The sequence below is a fragment of the Streptomyces sp. NBC_00390 genome, from assembly GCF_036057275.1.
In the GTDB taxonomy this organism is placed as follows: domain Bacteria; phylum Actinomycetota; class Actinomycetes; order Streptomycetales; family Streptomycetaceae; genus Streptomyces.
This window is the reverse complement of record NZ_CP107945.1, coordinates 510,946-528,369: the sequence shown is the minus strand read 5'-3', so window position 1 is coordinate 528,369 and position 17,424 is coordinate 510,946. Positions and strand designations below refer to the sequence as shown.

Annotated in this window: 17 protein-coding genes; 16 read left to right on the top strand and 1 reads right to left on the bottom strand. The window is 71.2% G+C overall.

Annotation, left to right across the window (positions count from 1 at the left end; all coding sequences use genetic code 11):
* The first annotated feature begins 47 nt into the window (after positions 1-47).
* The 13 genes from OHS70_RS02165 (at position 48) to hypE (ending at position 12,082) form a co-directional block, all read left to right on the top strand.
* Entirely contained in the window at positions 48-1,826 is a 1,779-nt protein-coding gene (locus tag OHS70_RS02165) for a nickel-dependent hydrogenase large subunit (RefSeq protein WP_328393018.1), read from the top strand.
* A complete protein-coding gene (locus OHS70_RS02160; RefSeq protein WP_328393016.1) occupies positions 1,823-2,437 on the top strand; it encodes a hypothetical protein in 615 nt (204 codons plus the stop codon). The genes OHS70_RS02165 and OHS70_RS02160 overlap by 4 nt, the downstream gene beginning before the upstream one ends.
* A gap of 71 nt (positions 2,438-2,508) precedes the next feature.
* Positions 2,509-3,099: a DUF5947 family protein gene (locus OHS70_RS02155; RefSeq protein WP_328405368.1), complete on the top strand. Its 591-nt coding sequence runs from the start codon at positions 2,509-2,511 to the stop codon at positions 3,097-3,099.
* Positions 3,096-3,749 carry a DUF6084 family protein gene (locus OHS70_RS02150; protein WP_328393014.1) on the top strand — a complete coding sequence of 218 codons (654 nt, stop codon included), beginning with the start codon at positions 3,096-3,098 and terminating at the stop codon, positions 3,747-3,749. The genes OHS70_RS02155 and OHS70_RS02150 overlap by 4 nt, the downstream gene beginning before the upstream one ends.
* Positions 3,746-5,152, top strand: a complete 1,407-nt coding sequence (locus OHS70_RS02145; protein WP_328393012.1) for a hypothetical protein — start codon at positions 3,746-3,748, stop codon at positions 5,150-5,152. The genes OHS70_RS02150 and OHS70_RS02145 overlap by 4 nt, the downstream gene beginning before the upstream one ends.
* The gene (locus OHS70_RS02140) at positions 5,149-5,658 is read left to right on the top strand and encodes a hydrogenase maturation protease (RefSeq protein ID WP_328393010.1); all 510 of its coding nucleotides are present in this window, start codon (positions 5,149-5,151) and stop codon (positions 5,656-5,658) included. The genes OHS70_RS02145 and OHS70_RS02140 overlap by 4 nt, the downstream gene beginning before the upstream one ends.
* Positions 5,659-5,668: 10 nt before the next feature.
* Entirely contained in the window at positions 5,669-5,788 is a 120-nt protein-coding gene (locus tag OHS70_RS38960; protein WP_443062550.1) for a DUF6893 family small protein, read from the top strand.
* A 150-nt stretch (positions 5,789-5,938) separates the two neighbouring features.
* Positions 5,939-6,331: a hydrogenase maturation nickel metallochaperone HypA gene (hypA, locus tag OHS70_RS02135; protein ID WP_328393008.1), complete on the top strand. Its 393-nt coding sequence runs from the start codon at positions 5,939-5,941 to the stop codon at positions 6,329-6,331.
* Between the two features lie 3 nt (positions 6,332-6,334).
* Positions 6,335-7,030, top strand: a complete 696-nt coding sequence (hypB, locus tag OHS70_RS02130) for a hydrogenase nickel incorporation protein HypB (RefSeq protein ID WP_328393006.1) — start codon at positions 6,335-6,337, stop codon at positions 7,028-7,030.
* A 53-nt stretch (positions 7,031-7,083) separates the two neighbouring features.
* The gene (gene hypF, locus OHS70_RS02125; RefSeq protein ID WP_328405366.1) at positions 7,084-9,468 is read left to right on the top strand and encodes a carbamoyltransferase HypF; all 2,385 of its coding nucleotides are present in this window, start codon (positions 7,084-7,086) and stop codon (positions 9,466-9,468) included.
* A gap of 52 nt (positions 9,469-9,520) precedes the next feature.
* Positions 9,521-9,856, top strand: coding sequence for a HypC/HybG/HupF family hydrogenase formation chaperone (locus OHS70_RS02120; RefSeq protein ID WP_328393004.1), 336 nt, complete (start codon positions 9,521-9,523; stop codon positions 9,854-9,856).
* Positions 9,853-10,983: a hydrogenase formation protein HypD gene (gene hypD, locus OHS70_RS02115; protein WP_328393002.1), complete on the top strand. Its 1,131-nt coding sequence runs from the start codon at positions 9,853-9,855 to the stop codon at positions 10,981-10,983. Before OHS70_RS02120 ends, hypD begins: the two co-directional genes overlap by 4 nt.
* A gap of 61 nt (positions 10,984-11,044) precedes the next feature.
* Positions 11,045-12,082: a hydrogenase expression/formation protein HypE gene (gene hypE, locus OHS70_RS02110; protein WP_328405365.1), complete on the top strand. Its 1,038-nt coding sequence runs from the start codon at positions 11,045-11,047 to the stop codon at positions 12,080-12,082.
* A gap of 88 nt (positions 12,083-12,170) precedes the next feature.
* On the opposite strand, the gene OHS70_RS02105 is transcribed toward hypE, so the two are convergent.
* Entirely contained in the window at positions 12,171-12,575 is a 405-nt protein-coding gene (locus OHS70_RS02105; protein ID WP_328393000.1) for a DUF7144 family membrane protein, read from the bottom strand.
* Positions 12,576-12,928: 353 nt separating this feature from the next.
* On the opposite strand from OHS70_RS02105, the gene OHS70_RS02100 reads away from it, so the two are divergent.
* From OHS70_RS02100 to OHS70_RS02090, 3 genes are all read left to right on the top strand, one after another.
* Positions 12,929-15,580, top strand: coding sequence for a LuxR C-terminal-related transcriptional regulator (locus OHS70_RS02100; protein WP_328392998.1), 2,652 nt, complete (start codon positions 12,929-12,931; stop codon positions 15,578-15,580).
* An 83-nt stretch (positions 15,581-15,663) separates the two neighbouring features.
* Positions 15,664-15,861 (top strand): hypothetical protein, encoded by a 198-nt coding sequence (locus OHS70_RS02095; protein WP_328392996.1) that lies wholly within the window; start codon positions 15,664-15,666, stop codon positions 15,859-15,861.
* Positions 15,862-15,964: 103 nt separating this feature from the next.
* On the top strand, positions 15,965-17,296 hold the full coding sequence (locus OHS70_RS02090) for a DUF2252 domain-containing protein (RefSeq protein ID WP_328405363.1): 1,332 nt from the start codon (positions 15,965-15,967) through the stop codon (positions 17,294-17,296).
* Positions 17,297-17,424 lie beyond the last annotated feature (128 nt).

Below are 17,424 nucleotides of genomic sequence, written 5' to 3'. Positions count from 1 at the left end.
CGACCCATCTCCTGCTCGAAGACGTGAAGAAGGGCACCGCACACACGATGGCAACACAGGCGAAAGCGGCCGGCGACGGCCTGGTGGAGATGGCTTGGGATCCGATCACCCGGATCGTGGGCAGTCTCGGCATCCACACGAAGATCGACTTCAAGCAGAAGCGGGTCGCCGAGTGCTACAGCACCTCGTCGGTGTTCCGCGGCTACAGCGTCTTCATGCGCGGCAAGGACCCGCGCGACGCCCATTTCATCACCAGCCGCATCTGCGGCATCTGCGGTGACAACCACGCCACGTGTTCGGTGTACGCGCAGAACATGGCCTACGGGGTGAAGCCGCCGCACCTCGGTGAGTACATCATCAACCTCGGCGAGTCCGCGGAGTACATGTTCGACCACAACATCTTCCAGGAGAACCTGGTCGGGGTCGACTACTGCGAGAAGATGGTCCGCGAGACCAACCCGGGCGTCCTGGAGCTCGCCGAGCGCACCGAAGCACCGCACGCGGCGGAGCACGGCTACCGCACCATCGCCGACATCATGCGCTCGCTGAACCCGCTGGAGGGCGAGTTCTACCGCGAGGCACTCCAGGTCAGCCGCTACACCCGGGAGATGTTCTGTCTGATGGAGGGCCGCCATGTGCACCCCTCCACGCTCTACCCGGGCGGAGTGGGCACCATCGCCTCCGTCCAGCTGTTCACGGACTACATGACCCGCCTCATGCGCTACGTCGAGTTCATGAAGCGGGTCGTCCCGCTGCACGACGACCTCTTCGACTTCTTCTACGAGGCGCTGCCCGGATACGAGGAAGTCGGCCGCCGGCGCGTGCTCCTGGGCTGCTGGGGAGCGCTCAACGACCCTGAGTACTGCGACTTCACCTACGCCAACATGACCGACTGGGGCCGGAGGATGTACGTCACCCCCGGCGTCATCGTCGACGGCAAGCTGGTCACCAACGACCTCACAGAGATCAACCTCGGCATCCGCGTCCTGCTCGGCAGCTCGTACTACGAGGACTGGGAGGGCCAGGAGCAGTTCGTCACCCACGATCCGCTCGGCAACCCCGTCGACCCGCGCCACCCCTGGAACCAGCACACCATCCCCGCCCCCCAGAAGCGGGACTTCAGCGACAAGTACAGCTGGGTGATGTCCCCGCGCTGGTTCGACGGCAAGGACCACCTGGCGCTGGACACCGGCGGCGGCCCCATCGCCCGCCTGTGGTCCACCGCGCTCTCCGGGCTCGTCGACATCGGCTACGTCAAGGCCACCGGCCACAGCGTCGTCATCAACCTGCCCCGCACGATGACCAAGCCGGAGACCACGTTCGAGTGGAAGATCCCCCAGTGGAGCAACGCACTCGAACGCAACCGCGCGCGCACCTACTTCCAGGCCTACGCGGCGGCGGTCGCCCTGCACTGCGCCGAGAAGGGACTTGAGGAGGTACGCGCCGGACGCACCCAGACCTGGGAGAAGTTCGAGGTGCCGGACGAGTCGATCGGAGTCGGTTTCACCGAGGCCGTACGCGGAGTGCTCTCGCACCACATGGTCATCCGGGACGGCAAGATCGCCAACTACCACCCGTACCCGCCGACTCCGTGGAACGCGAGCACGCGGGACACCTTCGGCACGCCCGGCCCCTACGAGGACGCGGTGCAGAACACCCCGATCTTCGAGGAGAACCCGCCCGAGAACTTCAAGGGCATCGACATCATGCGGGCCGTCCGCAGCTTCGACCCCTGTCTGCCGTGCGGCGTCCACATGTACGTGGGCGGCGGCAAGACCGTGAAGACGATGCACGTGCCCACCGGCCTGAGCGGTCTGGCGGGATGAGCGCGGCAGCGGACACCACCGTGGCACGGGCCGGCGCCGCGGCGCGGCCCGGCACCGCGGAACAGGCGGGCCGGCGCGTCGAGGAGGTTCTCGAACAGCTGGCCGCGTCCGGAGACGGGCGGACCTGCGCCGCGGCCGAGGAACTCGTGCGGGTGCTGATGGACTTCTACGGCACAGGACTCGCGCGAACCGTGGAGCTGCTGCGCCGCCATGCCCATCAGGGCCCTGGGGCCGACCCGCTCGCCGCCCTGCTCGGTGACGAGCTGGTGGCGAGTCTGCTCGTGCTGCACGACCTCCACCCCGAGGACCTCACCACCCGCATCGGCCGCGCCATGGACACCGTCCGCGGACTCGGTGTCGAGCAGGCCGGGTTCGACGAGGCGACCGGCGTACTGCGGTTGAGGACGACCGGATCCGGCGGATGCGGCTGCCCGAGCACCCAGGACGGGGCCAGGCAGGCCGCCGTGGACGCGCTGGCCTGCTTCGCCCCCGAAGTCACCAGCGTCGACATGGACGGCACGGGCACCGCACGCGAACCCGCCCTCCTCCAGATCGGAACGCGTCCGGCCGGCCCGTCCCCCGTCGGCTCCTGTTCGGCCACCGCGCGGTGAGCGGGCTGCCTCAGGCCGGACCGGCAGGACGCGCGCCCGGCCGGGAGCCGCGCGGCCTGCGCCGGTTCGCGATGCCCCGCCCGCCCCGGCAGGAGCGCTGCGAACTGTGCGGAGCGCAGGTGCCCGAGGAGCACCGGCATCTGGTCGACACCGAGAAGCGGGCACTGGCCTGCGCCTGCTCCCCCTGCGCGCTGCTGATGGCACGACCGGGCGCATCCCACGGACGCTTCCGCGCCGTACCCGACCGCTGTCTCGCCGACCATGACCACCGGCTCGACGACGGTGCCTGGGAACTCCTCCAGATCCCCGTCAGCGTCGCCTTCTTCTTCCACAACTCCGCCCTCGGCCGGCTGGTCGCGCTGTACCCGAGTCCGGCGGGGGCGACCGAGAGCGAGGTGGAGCCCTCGGTCCGGGAGTCCGTACTGAGCGCAACCCGGCTCGCCGGCGAGCTCGAACCCGACGTCGAAGCCCTCCTGGTGCGCCGCACCGGCGGGCGCACCGAGTGCTACCTGGTGCCGATCGACATCTGCTACGCGCTGGTGGGCCGGATGCGCCTGCTGTGGCAGGGCTTCGACGGCGGCGCCGAGGCCCGTGCCGACCTCGACGCCTTCTTCGACGACATCCGCCGGCGAGCAGGCGCACCGCAGGGGAGCCGGCCATGACCGAGTTCGCCTTCACCTGCACGGGCGTACGGGCCGACCCGTACGCCGCGGGGCCCACTCTCGTCTTCCGGCTGCGTATCACCGCATCGCAGCAGGCCCGGGTGCACGCGCTCGCGCTGCGCTGTCAGATCCGTATCGAGCCGGCCCGGCGCACCTACGACGCGGCCGAAGCCGCAGGGCTGGGCGACCTGTTCGGCGAGCGCTCCCGCTGGGGAAGCACCGTCCACCCGGTGCAGTTCGCCCAGGTCCAGGTCATGGTGCCCGGCTTCACCGCCGAGACCGAAGCGGACGTCGTCGTGCCCTGCACCTACGACATGGACATCGCGGCGACCCGTTACCTCGACGCGCTGGCCGGCGGCGAAGTCCCCCTGCTCATGCTGTTCTCCGGTACCGCCTTCACCGGAGACTCCGGCTTCCGCGTCGAGCCGGTCCCCTGGGACCGCGAGGCACAGTGCCGGATGCCGGTCAAGGTCTGGCGCGAGATGCTCGATCAGCACTTCCCGGGCTGCGGCTGGATCCGGCTGCCCCGGGACACGATGGACGCACTGCTCGCCCACCGCTCCCGCCGGGCACTGCCGTCCTTCGACGCGACCGTGCGGGAACTGCTGGAGGCACAGGCCCCGTCGCCGGACGAGAGGACGACGGCATGACGACGACCGCCGCGTTCCCGCCCGGGACGGAGGCCAGACTCGCCTACGCACGGCAGGTGGCCGACGCCGTCCTGTTCGAGGGCTATGTCCTCTACCCGTACCGGGCGTCGGCCGCGAAGAACAGGCTGCGGTGGCAGTTCGGGGTGCTCGTTCCTCCCGCCTGGAGCGCCGACGGCTCCGAGCACGACTTCCAGCACACCGAGTGCCTGATGGAACCGAAGAGCGGCGCCGTCCTCGCCGTCGAGGTGCGGTTCCTGCACACACAGCGACGGATCGTGCAACAGGCGTGCACGGACGGTGCGTTCGAGACGGTGCCCGAACTGCACCTCGACGACCGTGTGCTCATGCCCTGGGACGAGGGATCGGAGGAACGCGTCGAAGTCTCCGTGCCCGTGGCCGAGTTGGAAGGGGACGGCATCACCGTCCCGTTCACCCGGCCGGCCGGTGAGGAGACCGAACCCGTAGTCGACGGAAGCGGCCGGGAGGTGGGACGGCTCGTCCGCCGCCGCGAGGAGCTCTTCGGAGTTCTGCGGCTGCGCGCCGAGGAACTCGCGGGCCCCTACCGGACGATGCGGCTGACGGCCGTCGTGGAGAACACCAGCGCCTGGATGCCGCAGCCCGGCGGAGACCGGGACGCCGCCCTGCCGCACTCCCTGGTCGCCGCCCACCTGCTGATGTGCCTGAGCTCCGGATCGTTCCTGTCCATGACGGACCACCCTCAGTGGGCCACGGCGGCGGTCGCGTCCTGCCGGAACCTGCACACCTGGCCCGTACTCGCGGGCGAGAGGGGCCGAGGCGACCTGGTCCTGTCCTCCCCGATCATCCTGGAGGACCACCCGGCCATCGCACCGGAGAGTCCCGGCGCCCTCTACGACGCCACCGAGATCGACGAGATCCTCGCGCTGCGCACCGCGGCCCTCACCGACGAGGAGAAGCGCGAGGCACGTGGAACGGACCCGCGGGCGGCGGCCGTGATCGACCTGGCCGACTCGATGCCCCCCGAGGTCCTGGAACGCCTGCACGGCGCGGTGCGTTCCCTGCGGGAGGTGACCGGCCCCGACCCGTTCGGGACCGAGCACGGCACCGCCCGGCCCGAGACCCCCTGGTGGGACCCGGGCTCCGACCCCGCCGTCGACCCGGCGCACGACGAAGTGCTGGTGGACGGCAGGGCGGTGCGCGCGGGCAGCCGGGTGATCCTGCAGCCGGGCCTGCGCCGCAGCGATGCACAGGACCTGTTTTTGCAGGGCCGCAGCGCCCTGGTCGAGGCGGTGCTCCACGACGTGGACGGGGGAGTGCACCTGGCGGTGACCGTCGAGGGCGATCCGGGTGCCGACATCCGCCGCGAGCAGGGCCGCTTCCTGTACTTCCAACCCGACGAGGTCAAGCTCCTGGAGGACGCGTGAGCAGCCCCGTACAGGATCGTTCCCGGACCCTGGTCGCCGGCATCGGCAACATCTTCCTCGGGGACGACGGCTTCGGCGTCGAAACCGTGCGTTTGCTGGCGGAGCACCAACTGCCCGACCACGTCGAGGTGGTGGACATCGGGACCCGCGGCGTCCACCTCGCGTACCAGCTGCTCGACGGGTACGACACGCTCGTCCTGGTCGACGCGACGGCGCGCGGCGGCGAGCCCGGGACCCTGTACCTGATCGAGGCCGCGACGCCGGGCACGGTGGAACCGGACGGCGTCCCGCTCGACGGGCACGGCATGTCGCCCGACACCGTCCTGGCACTGCTCGGCACCCTGTGCGCCGGCACCGGCGGCACCCCGCCGCGGCGCACGCTGGTGGTGGGATGCGAACCGGCCTGTGTCGAGGAGGGCATCGGACTCAGCCCCCAGGTGACCGCCGCTGTGCCTCAGGCCGTGCAGATGGTCACGGACCTTGTCCAACACCAACCCGTGAGATGAGGAGAAGACCATGAAGAAGACCATCATCGGCGGCGCTGCTGCTGCCGCCGCCACCGCTACCGCCGTAGCGGCGATCGTCGCCGGGGTGCTGCCCGACCTCAGGCGCTATCTGCGCATGCGCAGGATGTGACGAGCGCGTCCGCCGTGCGGGTGCCGCCCACCCTGGGCTGCACCGAACGGCGGACGCAGCCGTGTGGTGTCGGCGTGCCGGGCGGCCCGGCGGGCGGCCGCGCCCTCTAATGGGGCCGAACTGGCCGACCGCCGCGCAGGACGGAGATCGATGCACGAGATGTCCATCGCGCTGGCCGTCGTCGACCAGGTGGAGGAAGCGGCGCGCTCCCAGGGGGCCACCGTGGTCAGGGCCGTGCGGCTCGAGGTCGGCGAACTGGCCGGCGTGGTCCCCGACGCCCTCGCCTTCTCCTTCGAACTGGCCTGCGCCGGCACCGTTCTGGAAGGCGCCGAGCTGATCGCCCGGTCCGTCCCCGGCCGCGCGCGCTGCGAGTCGTGCGCCGAGGACTGGGCGGTCGGGATGCCGCCGCAGCTGTGCTGCCCGAGGTGCGGCGCGGCCACCGCCGAGCTGATCGCCGGCCGCGAGCTGCGCATCACCGCCGTGGAGTGGGACGACGAGCGGGCCGGCGCAGGTATCCCAGAACCGATCTCCGAGGAGGGCTGACCCATGTGCCGAGTGGTCGATCTGCAGCAGGCGGTGCTTGCCAAGAACGAAGCCGCAGCGCATACGCTGCGCTCCGAACTGGCCGCCCGCGGCACCACGATCGTCAACCTCCTGTCCAGCCCCGGCAGCGGGAAGACGGCTCTGCTGGAGGACGAGCTGCTGCTGGCGCGGGAACGGGGGGTGCAGGCCGCGGCCCTGACGGCCGATCTGGCCACCGAGAACGACGCCGTACGGCTGGCCAGGTCCGGTGTGCCGGTCAAGCAGGTGCTCACCGACGGGCTGTGCCACCTGGAGGCCGCGATGCTGGCCGGACACCTGCACGGCTGGCTGCCCGAGGACACCCGGCTGCTGTTCGTGGAGAACGTCGGCAATCTCGTCTGCCCGGCCTCCTACGATCTCGGCGAATCACTCAGAGTCGTCCTCGCATCGGTCACCGAGGGCGAGGACAAACCGCTGAAGTACCCCACGGCATTCGGCCTCGCCCACCTCGTGGTGGTCACCAAGACCGACATCGCCGAGGCCGTCGGGTTCGACGAGGCCGCGTTCCGCAGCCATGTGCAGCAGGTCAACCCCGGTGTGGAGGTGCTCCTCACCTCCGTACGCACCCGGCAGGGCGCCGGCGCCCTGCTCGACCGGGCACTGGCCGCGGCCGAGGGCACCACGGTCCATGCGCCGGTCATGGCGCGGGCCCGCTCGTGACCTCCACCCAGCAGGGACCCGCCGCCGTGCAGACCGTGCAGCGGCGACGGGTCATGGTGCGGGGCGTGGTGCAGGGCGTCGGATTCCGTCCCTATGTGTACGCACTCGCCACCGCGATGGATCTGAGCGGGCATGTGACCAACACGGGGGACGGCGTCGTCGCGGAGGTCGAGGGCGCGCCGCTCGCCGTTGCCCGGTTCTGCGCACGCCTCGCCGAGGAGGCCCCGCCCCTGGCCCTGGTGGAGTCGGTGCACGCCCAGGAAGTGCCCGTCACGGGCGGCAGCGGGTTCACCATCGTCGCCTCCCTGACCGGCGGACCGGTCCGCACTCTGGTCTCCCCGGACACGGCCACCTGTGCGGAATGTCTCGCGGAACTTGCCGATCCCGCCGACCGGCGCCACGGGCATCCCTTCATCACCTGCACGCACTGCGGACCGCGCTTCACCATCGTCACGGGCCTGCCGTACGACCGCGACCACACGACGATGGCCGGCTTCCCGATGTGCGCCGAATGCGCCCGGGAGTACAGCGATCCGGCCGACCGGCGCTTCCACGCACAGCCCGTCGCCTGTCCCGGCTGCGGGCCGCGGCTGCGGCTGATCGTGGCGCCCGCCGCCCCCGGGCTGCGACACCGGCAGGTGGTCGCGGACGATCCGAACGACCGGACGCTCGGCGGCCCGATCGCGGCCGACCCGATTGCCGAGACCCGCGCACTCCTGTCCGAGGGAGCGATCATCGCCGTCAAGGGGCTCGGCGGCTACCACCTCGCCTGCGATGCGACGAACACGGCGGCGGTCGCCCTGCTGCGCCGCCGCAAGGCCCGCGGCGACAAGCCCTTCGCGCTGATGGCGAGGGACGTCGCCGACGTCGACCACCTCGTCCATGTGGGCGCCCTGGAACGGGAGTTGCTCGCGGGGAGCGTCCGTCCCATCGTCCTGTTGCGGCGCCGCACCGAGCCGCTTCCGCGGCCTGGCGCGGTGTCACCCTCCGACGCGGTCGCTCCCGGCAGCCCGGACCTCGGCGTCATGCTCCCGTACACCCCGCTGCACCATCTACTGCTCGGCCTCCCCTGCGACGAGGGGAGCGCGCCCCGCCTCCTCGTGATGACCAGCGGCAACATCGCCGGTGAGCCCATCGTCACCGACGACGCGGAAGCACTCGACCGGCTCGCCCATCTGGCCGACGGCTGGCTCCTGCACGACCGTCCCATCCACGTTCCGTGCGACGACTCCGTGGTGCGCGTCTGTGACGGACAGCAGCTGACGCTGCGCCGCTCCCGCGGCTATGCCCCGCTGCCACTCACCCTGCCGGTGCCCGTCGAGCCGGCCCTCGCGGTCGGGGGTGATCTCAAGAACACCTTCTGCCTCGGCGAGGGCCGCAAGGCCTGGCTGTCCGCTCATGTCGGCGACATGGACGACCTCGCCACTCAGCACGCATTCGCCTGTGCAGAGGAGCAGTTGGAAGCCATCACCGGAGTGCGGCCGGAGCTGCTCGCGGCCGACCGCCACCCCGGATACCGCTCCGGGCAGTGGGCCGTCCGCAACGCCGCGGGCAGGCCCGTCGTACGCGTCCAGCACCACCACGCACATGTCGCCGCCACCATGGCCGAGCACGGCCTGGACGGCAGTGCGCCGGTCATCGGTGTCGCCTTCGACGGCACCGGTTACGGCGACGACGGTGCGGTGTGGGGCGGGGAGTTCCTGCTCGCGGACTACGAGGGACACACGCGGTACGCACACCTCGGCTACGTCCCGTTGCCCGGCGGTGACGCCGCCGTACAGCGCCCGTACCGCATGGCGCTCGCGCATCTGCGCGCGGCGGGCATCGGCTGGACCGGGGACCTGCCCTGCGTGAGAGCCTGCCCGCCGGATGAACTCCATCTGCTGGAACAGCAGTTGGGGCGCAATCTGAACTGCGTCCCCACATCGAGCATGGGCCGGCTGTTCGATGCGGTCTCCTCGCTCCTCGGGGTGTGCCACCGGGCCGGGTACGAGGCACAGGCCGCCATCGAACTCGAAGCCGCCGCGATGGCCTCCGGCCGTGCGGACAGTGGTGGTTACGCCTTCACGATGCGCACGGCGGCACCCGGCAGCGGGGCCGCCGCCCTGACCGCCGAGCCGTCGTCCGTTCTGGCGGCCGTGGTCGACGACGTACGGGCGGGCACCCCGAAGGCCCTTGTGGCCGCACGCTTCCACGCAGCGGTCGCAGACCTCGTGCGCACGGTCTGCGCCACCGCCCGCGAGCAGCACGGTCTGCGGACCGTCGCGCTGACCGGAGGAGTGTTCGCCAACGCGCTGCTCTCCTCGGCATGTGCGCACGGTCTGCGCGAGGACGGCTTCACCGTGCTGCGCCACCACCTGGTCCCTCCGAACGACGGAGGGCTGGCACTCGGCCAACTCGTCGTGGCCGCCCGTGCGGCCGCCGGCGGGGGCGGATGACGACAGGCGCGGCACAGCACGCGCGACGCAGCACGGCAGCGAGGAGAAACACATGTGCCTTGCGGTACCCGGCAAGGTGCTGGGAATCGAGGACCGGGACGGCACCAGGATGGCCACCGTCGACTTCGGCGGGGTGGTCAAGGAGGTGTGCCTGGAGTACCTGCCGGACCTTCAGGTCGGTGAGTACGCCATCGTCCACGTCGGATTCGCCCTGCAGCGCCTCGACGAGGACTCGGCCCGCAAGACGCTGGAGCTGTTCGAGACCCTCGGGCTGCTCCAGGAGGAGTTCGGCGACCCGTGGGAGCCGGCCGAGCCCGACGCGAACGGACGGACGGAGCAGCCCGCAGACGCCGGGGACGGCGCGGCGGCGCAGGAGGCGAAGCGTTGAAGTACATCGAGGAATTCCAGGACCCGGCCCTGGCCCGGAAACTGCTCGACGACATCCGGGCCACGGTGACCAGGCCGTGGGCGCTGATGGAGGTCTGCGGCGGCCAGACCCACACCATCATCCGCCACGGCATCGACCAGCTCCTGCCGGACGAGGTGGAGTTGATCCACGGCCCCGGCTGCCCCGTCTGTGTCACCCCGCTCGAAGTCATCGACAAGGCGCTGGAGATCGCCTCCCGCCCCGAGGTGATCTTCTGCTCCTTCGGAGACATGCTCCGCGTCCCAGGGACCGGCCGTGACCTGTTCCAGGTCCGCGGACAGGGCGGCGACGTACGGGTGGTCTACTCGCCCCTCGATGCGCTGCGGGTCGCCCAGGAGAACCCGGACCGTGAGGTCGTCTTCTTCGGCATCGGCTTCGAAACCACCGCGCCCCCCAATGCCATGACGGTGTATCAGGCCCGCAGACTCGGCATCCCCAACTTCAGTCTTCTGGTGTCCCACGTACGGGTTCCTCCGGCCATCGAGGCGATCATGCGGTCGCCGAGCTGCCGTGTGCAGGGCTTCCTCGCCGCCGGACACGTATGCAGTGTCATGGGCACGAGCGAGTACCCGGAACTCGCCGAACGGTTCCGCGTGCCCATCGTGGTGACGGGATTCGAGCCCCTCGACATTCTGGAAGGCGTCCGCCGGACGGTCCAGCAGCTGGAGCGCGGCGAGCACACGGTGGAGAACGCCTACCCGCGTGCCGTACAGCCGGAGGGAAACCCCGCGGCACAGGCCATGCTCGCGGACGTCTTCGAGGTCACCGACCGCGCCTGGCGGGGCATCGGCGTGATTCCCGCCAGCGGGTGGCGGCTGTCCTCCCGCTATCGCGAGTACGACGCCGAGCACCGCTTCTCCGTCACCGGCATCGACACCCGCGAACCGGCCGAGTGCCGCAGCGGCGAGGTGCTTCAGGGGCTGCTCAAGCCCCATGAGTGCGAGGCCTTCGGCACCACCTGCACCCCGCGTACGCCGCTGGGCGCCACCATGGTCTCCAGCGAGGGTGCCTGCGCCGCGTACTACCTCTACCGGCGCCTCGACCTCGAGCAGAAAACCGTGTCCCGGGAAGGGGCTTCCGTTGTCTGACACCCTGCGAGCGCCCCACCCGGGCGAGACCGCGCTCACGGACCCCGGTGCACCGGACGTGATGGCGTGGACGTGCCCGATGCCGCTGCGCGACCAGTCGCGGGTGGTCATGGGCCACGGCGGCGGCGGCGCCATGTCCGCCGAACTGGTCGAGCACGTCTTCGCACCCGCCTTCGGAGGGCCGGTGCTCGCGCAGCTGAGCGACTCCGCCGCCGTCGAGCTGGGGGGCGCGCGACTGGCCTTCTCCACCGACTCGTTCGTGGTCCGGCCGCTGTTCTTCCCCGGCGGCAGCATCGGCGATCTCGCCGTCAACGGCACGGTCAACGACCTTGCGATGAGCGGGGCCCGCGCGGCGTACATGTCCTGCGGGTTCATCCTCGAAGAGGGGGTCGAGCTGTCGGTCGTGGGACGCGTTGCGCAGGCCCTGGGCGCCGCCGCCCGCACCGCCGGTGTGGAGGTGGTGACCGGCGACACCAAGGTCGTGGAGGCGGGGCACGGCGACGGCATCTTCATCAACACCTCGGCCATCGGACTCGTCCCGCCGGGTGTCGACCTGCGCCCGCAGCGCGTCCGACCCGGCGACGCGGTGATCGTGAGCGGCCCGATCGGTGTCCACGGCGTCGCCATCATGAGTGTGCGCGAGGGCCTCGAGTTCGGCGTGGAGATCGAGAGTGACTGCGCGGCGCTCGGCGGCCTGGTCGAGGCGATGCTCGCGGTCACCCAGGACCTTCACGCACTGCGTGACCCGACACGCGGCGGGCTGGCGGCAGCGCTGAACGAGATCGCCGCGGCCTCCGGTACGGGCGTCGTCGTCGAGGAGCGCGCCGTACCCGTCCCGCCGCCCGTCGCCAACGCCTGCGCCGTACTGGGCCTCGACCCGATGTATGTCGCGAACGAGGGCAAGCTCGTCGCCTTCGTCCCGCGCGAGCACGCCGACGCGGTCCTGGCGGCCATGCGCACACACCCTCTGGGCAGGGAAGCGGCGATCGTCGGTGAGACGGTGCAGACGCACCCCGGCATGGTGGTGGCCCGCACAGGGCTCGGGGGTACGCGCGTGGTCGACATGCCGATCGGGGAGCAGCTGCCCCGTATCTGCTGAACGGGCTCGACGGCAACCGTCCCACCGGCCGTGCGGTGACGCCGCACGGCCGGTGGGACGGGCCCGATGGGGGCGACGAACCGACCGCCTACTCCCGCGTGACCACCAGCAGTGCCCAGATGATGAACGCGTACAGGGCGATCAGCACGATCGACCAGAAGGGGTAGTACGGGATGGTCAGGAAGTTGGCGATGATCAGCAGGCCGGCCAGGACCACTCCCGCCGCGCGTGCCCAGGTGGCCCGGGCGAAGAGGCCCATCGCGACCAGGACTGCGATCACGCCCAGGATGAGCTGGATCCATCCCCAGCCGGTCAGGTCGAACTTGAAGAGGTAATTCGGCGTGCGGACGTAGATGTCGTCCTTCGCGATGGCCATGATGCCCCGGAACAGGTCCAGGAGACCGGCGATGAACAGCATCACGGCAGCGAACGTCACGAGCCCGCCGGCCGCCGCCCCGGACGTTCCCGGGCGGCTTGGCGTGGTGGTCGTCATGGAGTACTCCCTTTCCTGACGGACAACGGCGGCCGGGGCCGCCGGTTCACCTCCGAGCATCTGCGGTCCGCCGTCCCGGGCCCTCACCCGCGACGGGTGAGCAGGCCGGGCGCGCCACCCGGTCCGGGCGTCGTGAGGCGCGGCTGCGCCCCGCGTGCGATCACCACGCCCCTCTGTGATCATTGGAGCGTTGGCACGTCCATGACCTGGCCAGATCCACCCGGGGTCGGCCGACCGGCAAGCGCTCGGCAGCAGCGAACCAGGCAAAGGACGGCCCGACGTGAGACGCCATGCCACACACGGTCGCCCCAGCAACAGGCGGTGGAGAGCCACCTCCCCATCGCCGGATTCGTGTGCGCGCAGGGAATCCGGCGCAGGCCCGATCCGGTGGTGTCGAGCGGCTGACGCCGACGGGAGACCCCCTGCTGGCGGCGAAGTTCGCGATCCCCGCCGTACCGCGCACGCATGTGGGCAGGAACCGGCTGCTCGACCGCCTGACCGAAGGGACGAAGGGGCCGCTGACCGTGGTCACCGGACCGGCGGGGGCCGGGAAGACCACCCTCGCTGCCGCCTGGGCGGCCACATGCCCGAGCCCCGGTCCGGTCGTCTGGCTCACCGCCGAGAACGACGACAGTGCGCCCGGAGTGTTCTGGACGTATGTCCTCGGCGCCTTCCACTGTCACCAGGTACCGCTGCCCGACTCGGTCGGCATCCCCTCGCACACCGGCGACGTCGACCACTCCCTCCTGGTTCGGCTCGCCGCCGAGCTGGCGCGCCTGCCCCAGCCGGTGGTCCTGGTGCTCGACGGGCTCGAGCGGGTTCCCGGCCGAGGAGTGGCCTCCGGTCTGGAGTTCGTCCTCGACCATGCGGGACCCCAGCTGAGACTGGTTCTGATCAGCCGGGTGGACCCGCCGCTGCGGCTGCATCGCTACCGCGCCGAGGACCAGATCTGCGAGATCCGCGGGGCCGAGCTGGCCTTCACCCGGCACGAGACCTCGCTCCTGCTGCGCAGGCACGGACTTTCCCCCTCACCGGAGAGCGTGGGCGCGCTCACCAGCCGCACCGAGGGCTGGGCCGCCGGACTGCGGCTGTGCGCCCTGGCGATGCAGCAGGCCGACGACGCGGAGCAGTTCGCGCGGTCCTTCGCCGCGTCCCAGAACGCCGTCGCCGACTACCTCATCGCCGAGGTGCTCGAGGCACAGCCCGCCGCGACCCGTGACCTGCTGGTGCGTACCAGCATCCTGGATCACATTCACCCGCAGCTCGCCAACGCCCTGACCGCACGCGAGGACGCGGAGTGGATCCTGGCACGGCTCGTCCACGCCAACGCCTTCGTCGAACCGATCGGCGACACACCCTGGCGCAGATGTCACCCGCTGTTCGCCGAGGTGCTCCGCGCCCACCTGCACAGCCGGCGCCCCGGTCTCGTACCGCAGTTGCACCACCAGGCCGCTCGCTGGTTCGCCGGCCACGACCGGCCGTCCGAGGCGCTGAAACATGCCGCTGCCGCCGGCGACTGGGGGTACGCGGCGGCCCTGCTGGTCGATCACCTCGCCGTCGGCAACTGCCTGACCGGACCCGACACGCACCGGCTGGAGCAGCTCTTCTCCGCCATGCCCGAGGACCTCCCGGGTGTCGCACCGGCACTTGTCCTGGCGGCATGCGCCCTCGCCCGTGGCGAGGCGACGTCCGGCGGTGCGTACCTCGACCGGGCCGAGCAACTGCTCGGCAGCACAGGGGCACCCGAGGAGCGCCTGACCTGCGCGCTGCTGCGCCTCCTCGTCCTGGGCGGAGGCGGAGGCGGCGGCGACACCGACGGCACGGCAGCCGAGGCTCTCGCCGCCCGGACCCGTGACCTCATGGAGCAGGTCGCGGCGCCGCAGCTCCAGCGGCATCCGGAAATCGAGGCCCTGCGCCGCTACGGGCGGGCCTGCGCGCTTCAGCTGGCCGGGCGCCTCGGCGACGCCCGCGCCGCCTTCACCGAGGCGCTGGACGTCTGCCCGGCCGAGTCGGCTCCCGAGGTCCGCTGCCACTGCCTGGGCCGTCTTGCCCTGGCCGAGGCTCTTGGCGGGTCCCTGCGGGCGGCCGGGAGACACGCGTCGGAAGGACTGGACACGGCGAAGGCGTACGGCGTCACCCCCTCCCGGTGCCCCGGCAGCTGCCATCTCGCCCTGGCCGTCGTCGCCGCCGACCAGGGAGACCTCCAGGGCGCACGACGCCATCTGGGCCTCGCCGTCGATGCCGGCGAGGCTCACGATCCGGTGGTCGCCGTCGAGACCGCGGTCCTGCACGCCCGGCTGGAGCTGGCGTACGGCCAGGCCGGATCCGCCCTCGACATCCTCGACGCCGTCCAGGGGATCCACGCCGGGGAGCCCGCGCAGCGGATGGCCGTTGCCCGCTCCGCCGTTCATCTCGCCCGCGGGGACGCCGCGGCCGCGATCGCCGCACTGCAGGCTTGCGGCCCCGGGGGGCCCGCCCACACTGTCGCCCTCTCGGCCGCCCACCTGGCCGCGGGGGAGTGCGACGAGGCGGTGCGGCTCCTCGCATCGATCGACGGGCAACAGGACATGAGCGTCGCCGACCAGGTACGCGTGCGGCTGCTCGAAGCCCAGGCGGCGACACTGGACAAGGACGCCTCCGCAGCGGTGGGGCTGCTGGGACGCGCCATCAACACGGCTCGGCCGGAACGGCTGAGAGCCCCCTTCACGGACGCCGGCCTGTGGCTGCGGCATCTGCTGACGTCGACTCCGGAGACGGCCGATCTCCAGTCATGGCTCACCGGCCGTCCAGGCGACGCGGAGCCGCTCGTCGTCGAACACATCAGCCCCCGCGAACACGATGTGCTCCTCTGTGCCGCACAGATGATGTCGACCCAGGAGATCGCCGAAGACCTGCATCTGTCCGTCAACACGGTCAAGACACATCTGAACAGCATCTACCGCAAGCTGTCGGTCTCCCGGCGCAGTCAGGCCGTCCGGCGTGCCAGGGAAGTGGGCATTCTTTGAGATCACCTCGTGCGGGTGATGCGACCCGGGCGGGGTCCGGCCCAGCATGGCAGCCAAGACCCTCACACACGGGGAGCGCTGGCATGCGATACGAATTCCGCATCACCGGCCGCCTTTCCGCGGTCGTCGGCGATGCCTTCCCCGAGTTGGAGAAGGAGTCCGTCCCCGAGCAGACACTGCTCTTCGGCAACGTCACCGACGACGCACATCTGTACGGGTTGCTCGTGCGCTTCCAGGACCTGGGCCTGCCCGTTCTCGAAATGCGCCGGCTGCCGGAGTGACGAGCCGCGCCCGACGAGGGGAGAGGCCTTGCCCGAGTCGACCCCGAGCGTCCGCCTGACGCCGCAGGAGCGGGCCGCCCGCGGCAAGGCGGCCCGCGCCCGCATGGCTCGCTCGGGGCACGCGGGATTCGATCCCTCGGCGCACCGGCCCGACCCGGTGGAGGTGCTCGAGCGCCAGTCCGCCATGCGCGTCCCGGAGCTCGTGCCGATCCGGTACGGCCGCATGCTGCAGTCGGAGTTCCACTTCTACCGCGGGGCGGCCGCCGTGATGGCGGCCGACCTCGGCGCCGAGCCGGACACCCGGCTCACGGCACAGCTCTGCGGGGACGCGCACCCGTTGAACTTCGGGCTGTTCGCCTCCCCTGAGCGGAATCTGCTGTTCGACATCAACGATTTCGACGAGACCCTGCCCGGGCCGTGGGAATGGGACGTCAAGCGGCTCGCGGCCGGCTTCGCGATCGCCGGGCGAGGCAACGGGTTCACGGTGAAGCAGCGCACAGCCGTCGTACGGGCCACCGCGCAGGGCTACCGGGAGGCGATGCGCCGTTTCGCCGGGATGCGCAACCTCGATGTCTGGTACGCCCGCACCGAGGTCGACCAGCTCGGTGAGCTGATGTCCGGCCGGATGGGCGAGCGCGCGCGCCGGCGACTGGACCGCACCACGGCCAAGGCACGCACCAGGGACAGCCTGCAGGCCTTCGAGAAGCTCACCGAGATCGTGAACGGGGTCCGCAGGATCACGCCTGACGCGCCGTTCGTCGTGCCGCTGGCCGATCTGCTTCCCGCCGTCGAGCGCGACGAGCTGAAGCACCGCCTCGGCGCACTGGTCGAGCGCTACGGCAGGACGCTCAGCTCGGACCGGCGCCACCTCCTCGGCCAGTTCGATCTGGTCGACGTCGCCCGCAAGGTGGTCGGCGTCGGGAGCGTCGGCACCCGCTGCTGGATCCTGCTGATGCTCGGCAGGGACGACCAGGATCCGCTGCTGCTGCAGGTCAAGGAGGCGGGCGAATCCGTACTGGCCCCGTACGCCGGGGCGAGCGCCTACGAGAACCAGGGACAACGGGTCGTCGCCGGGCAGCGGCTGATACAGGCGGCCGGCGACATCTTCCTGGGCTGGGAGCAGCTCGAGGGCATCGACGGCAGGCCGCGGGACTTCCATGTGCGCCAGCTGCGCGACTGGAAGGGCAGCCCCCGGCCGGACGTCATGACTCCGGGCGAGATGCGGCTCCTGGGCGAGCTGTGCGGCACCACTCTGGCCCGCGGCCACGCCCGCTCCGGCGACCGGATAGCCATCGCGTCCTACCTGGGCGGGGCCGACACCTTCGACCGCGCGATGGGGGAGTTCGCCGAGGCCTACGCCGACCAGAACGAGCGCGACCACCAGGCGCTCGCCGCGGCTGCGGGCACCGGACGGATCACTGTGCGGACCGGCTGAGGCGACGCGGCGGCATGCGGTGTCTGGGAGGCGCCTGCCCCCGCGCTCACCCCTGACGGGTGAGGAAGCCGACGACGGGAGCGGGGACGCTGATAAGGAGCCGACTTCTCGTGTCGGCCAGGCATGGC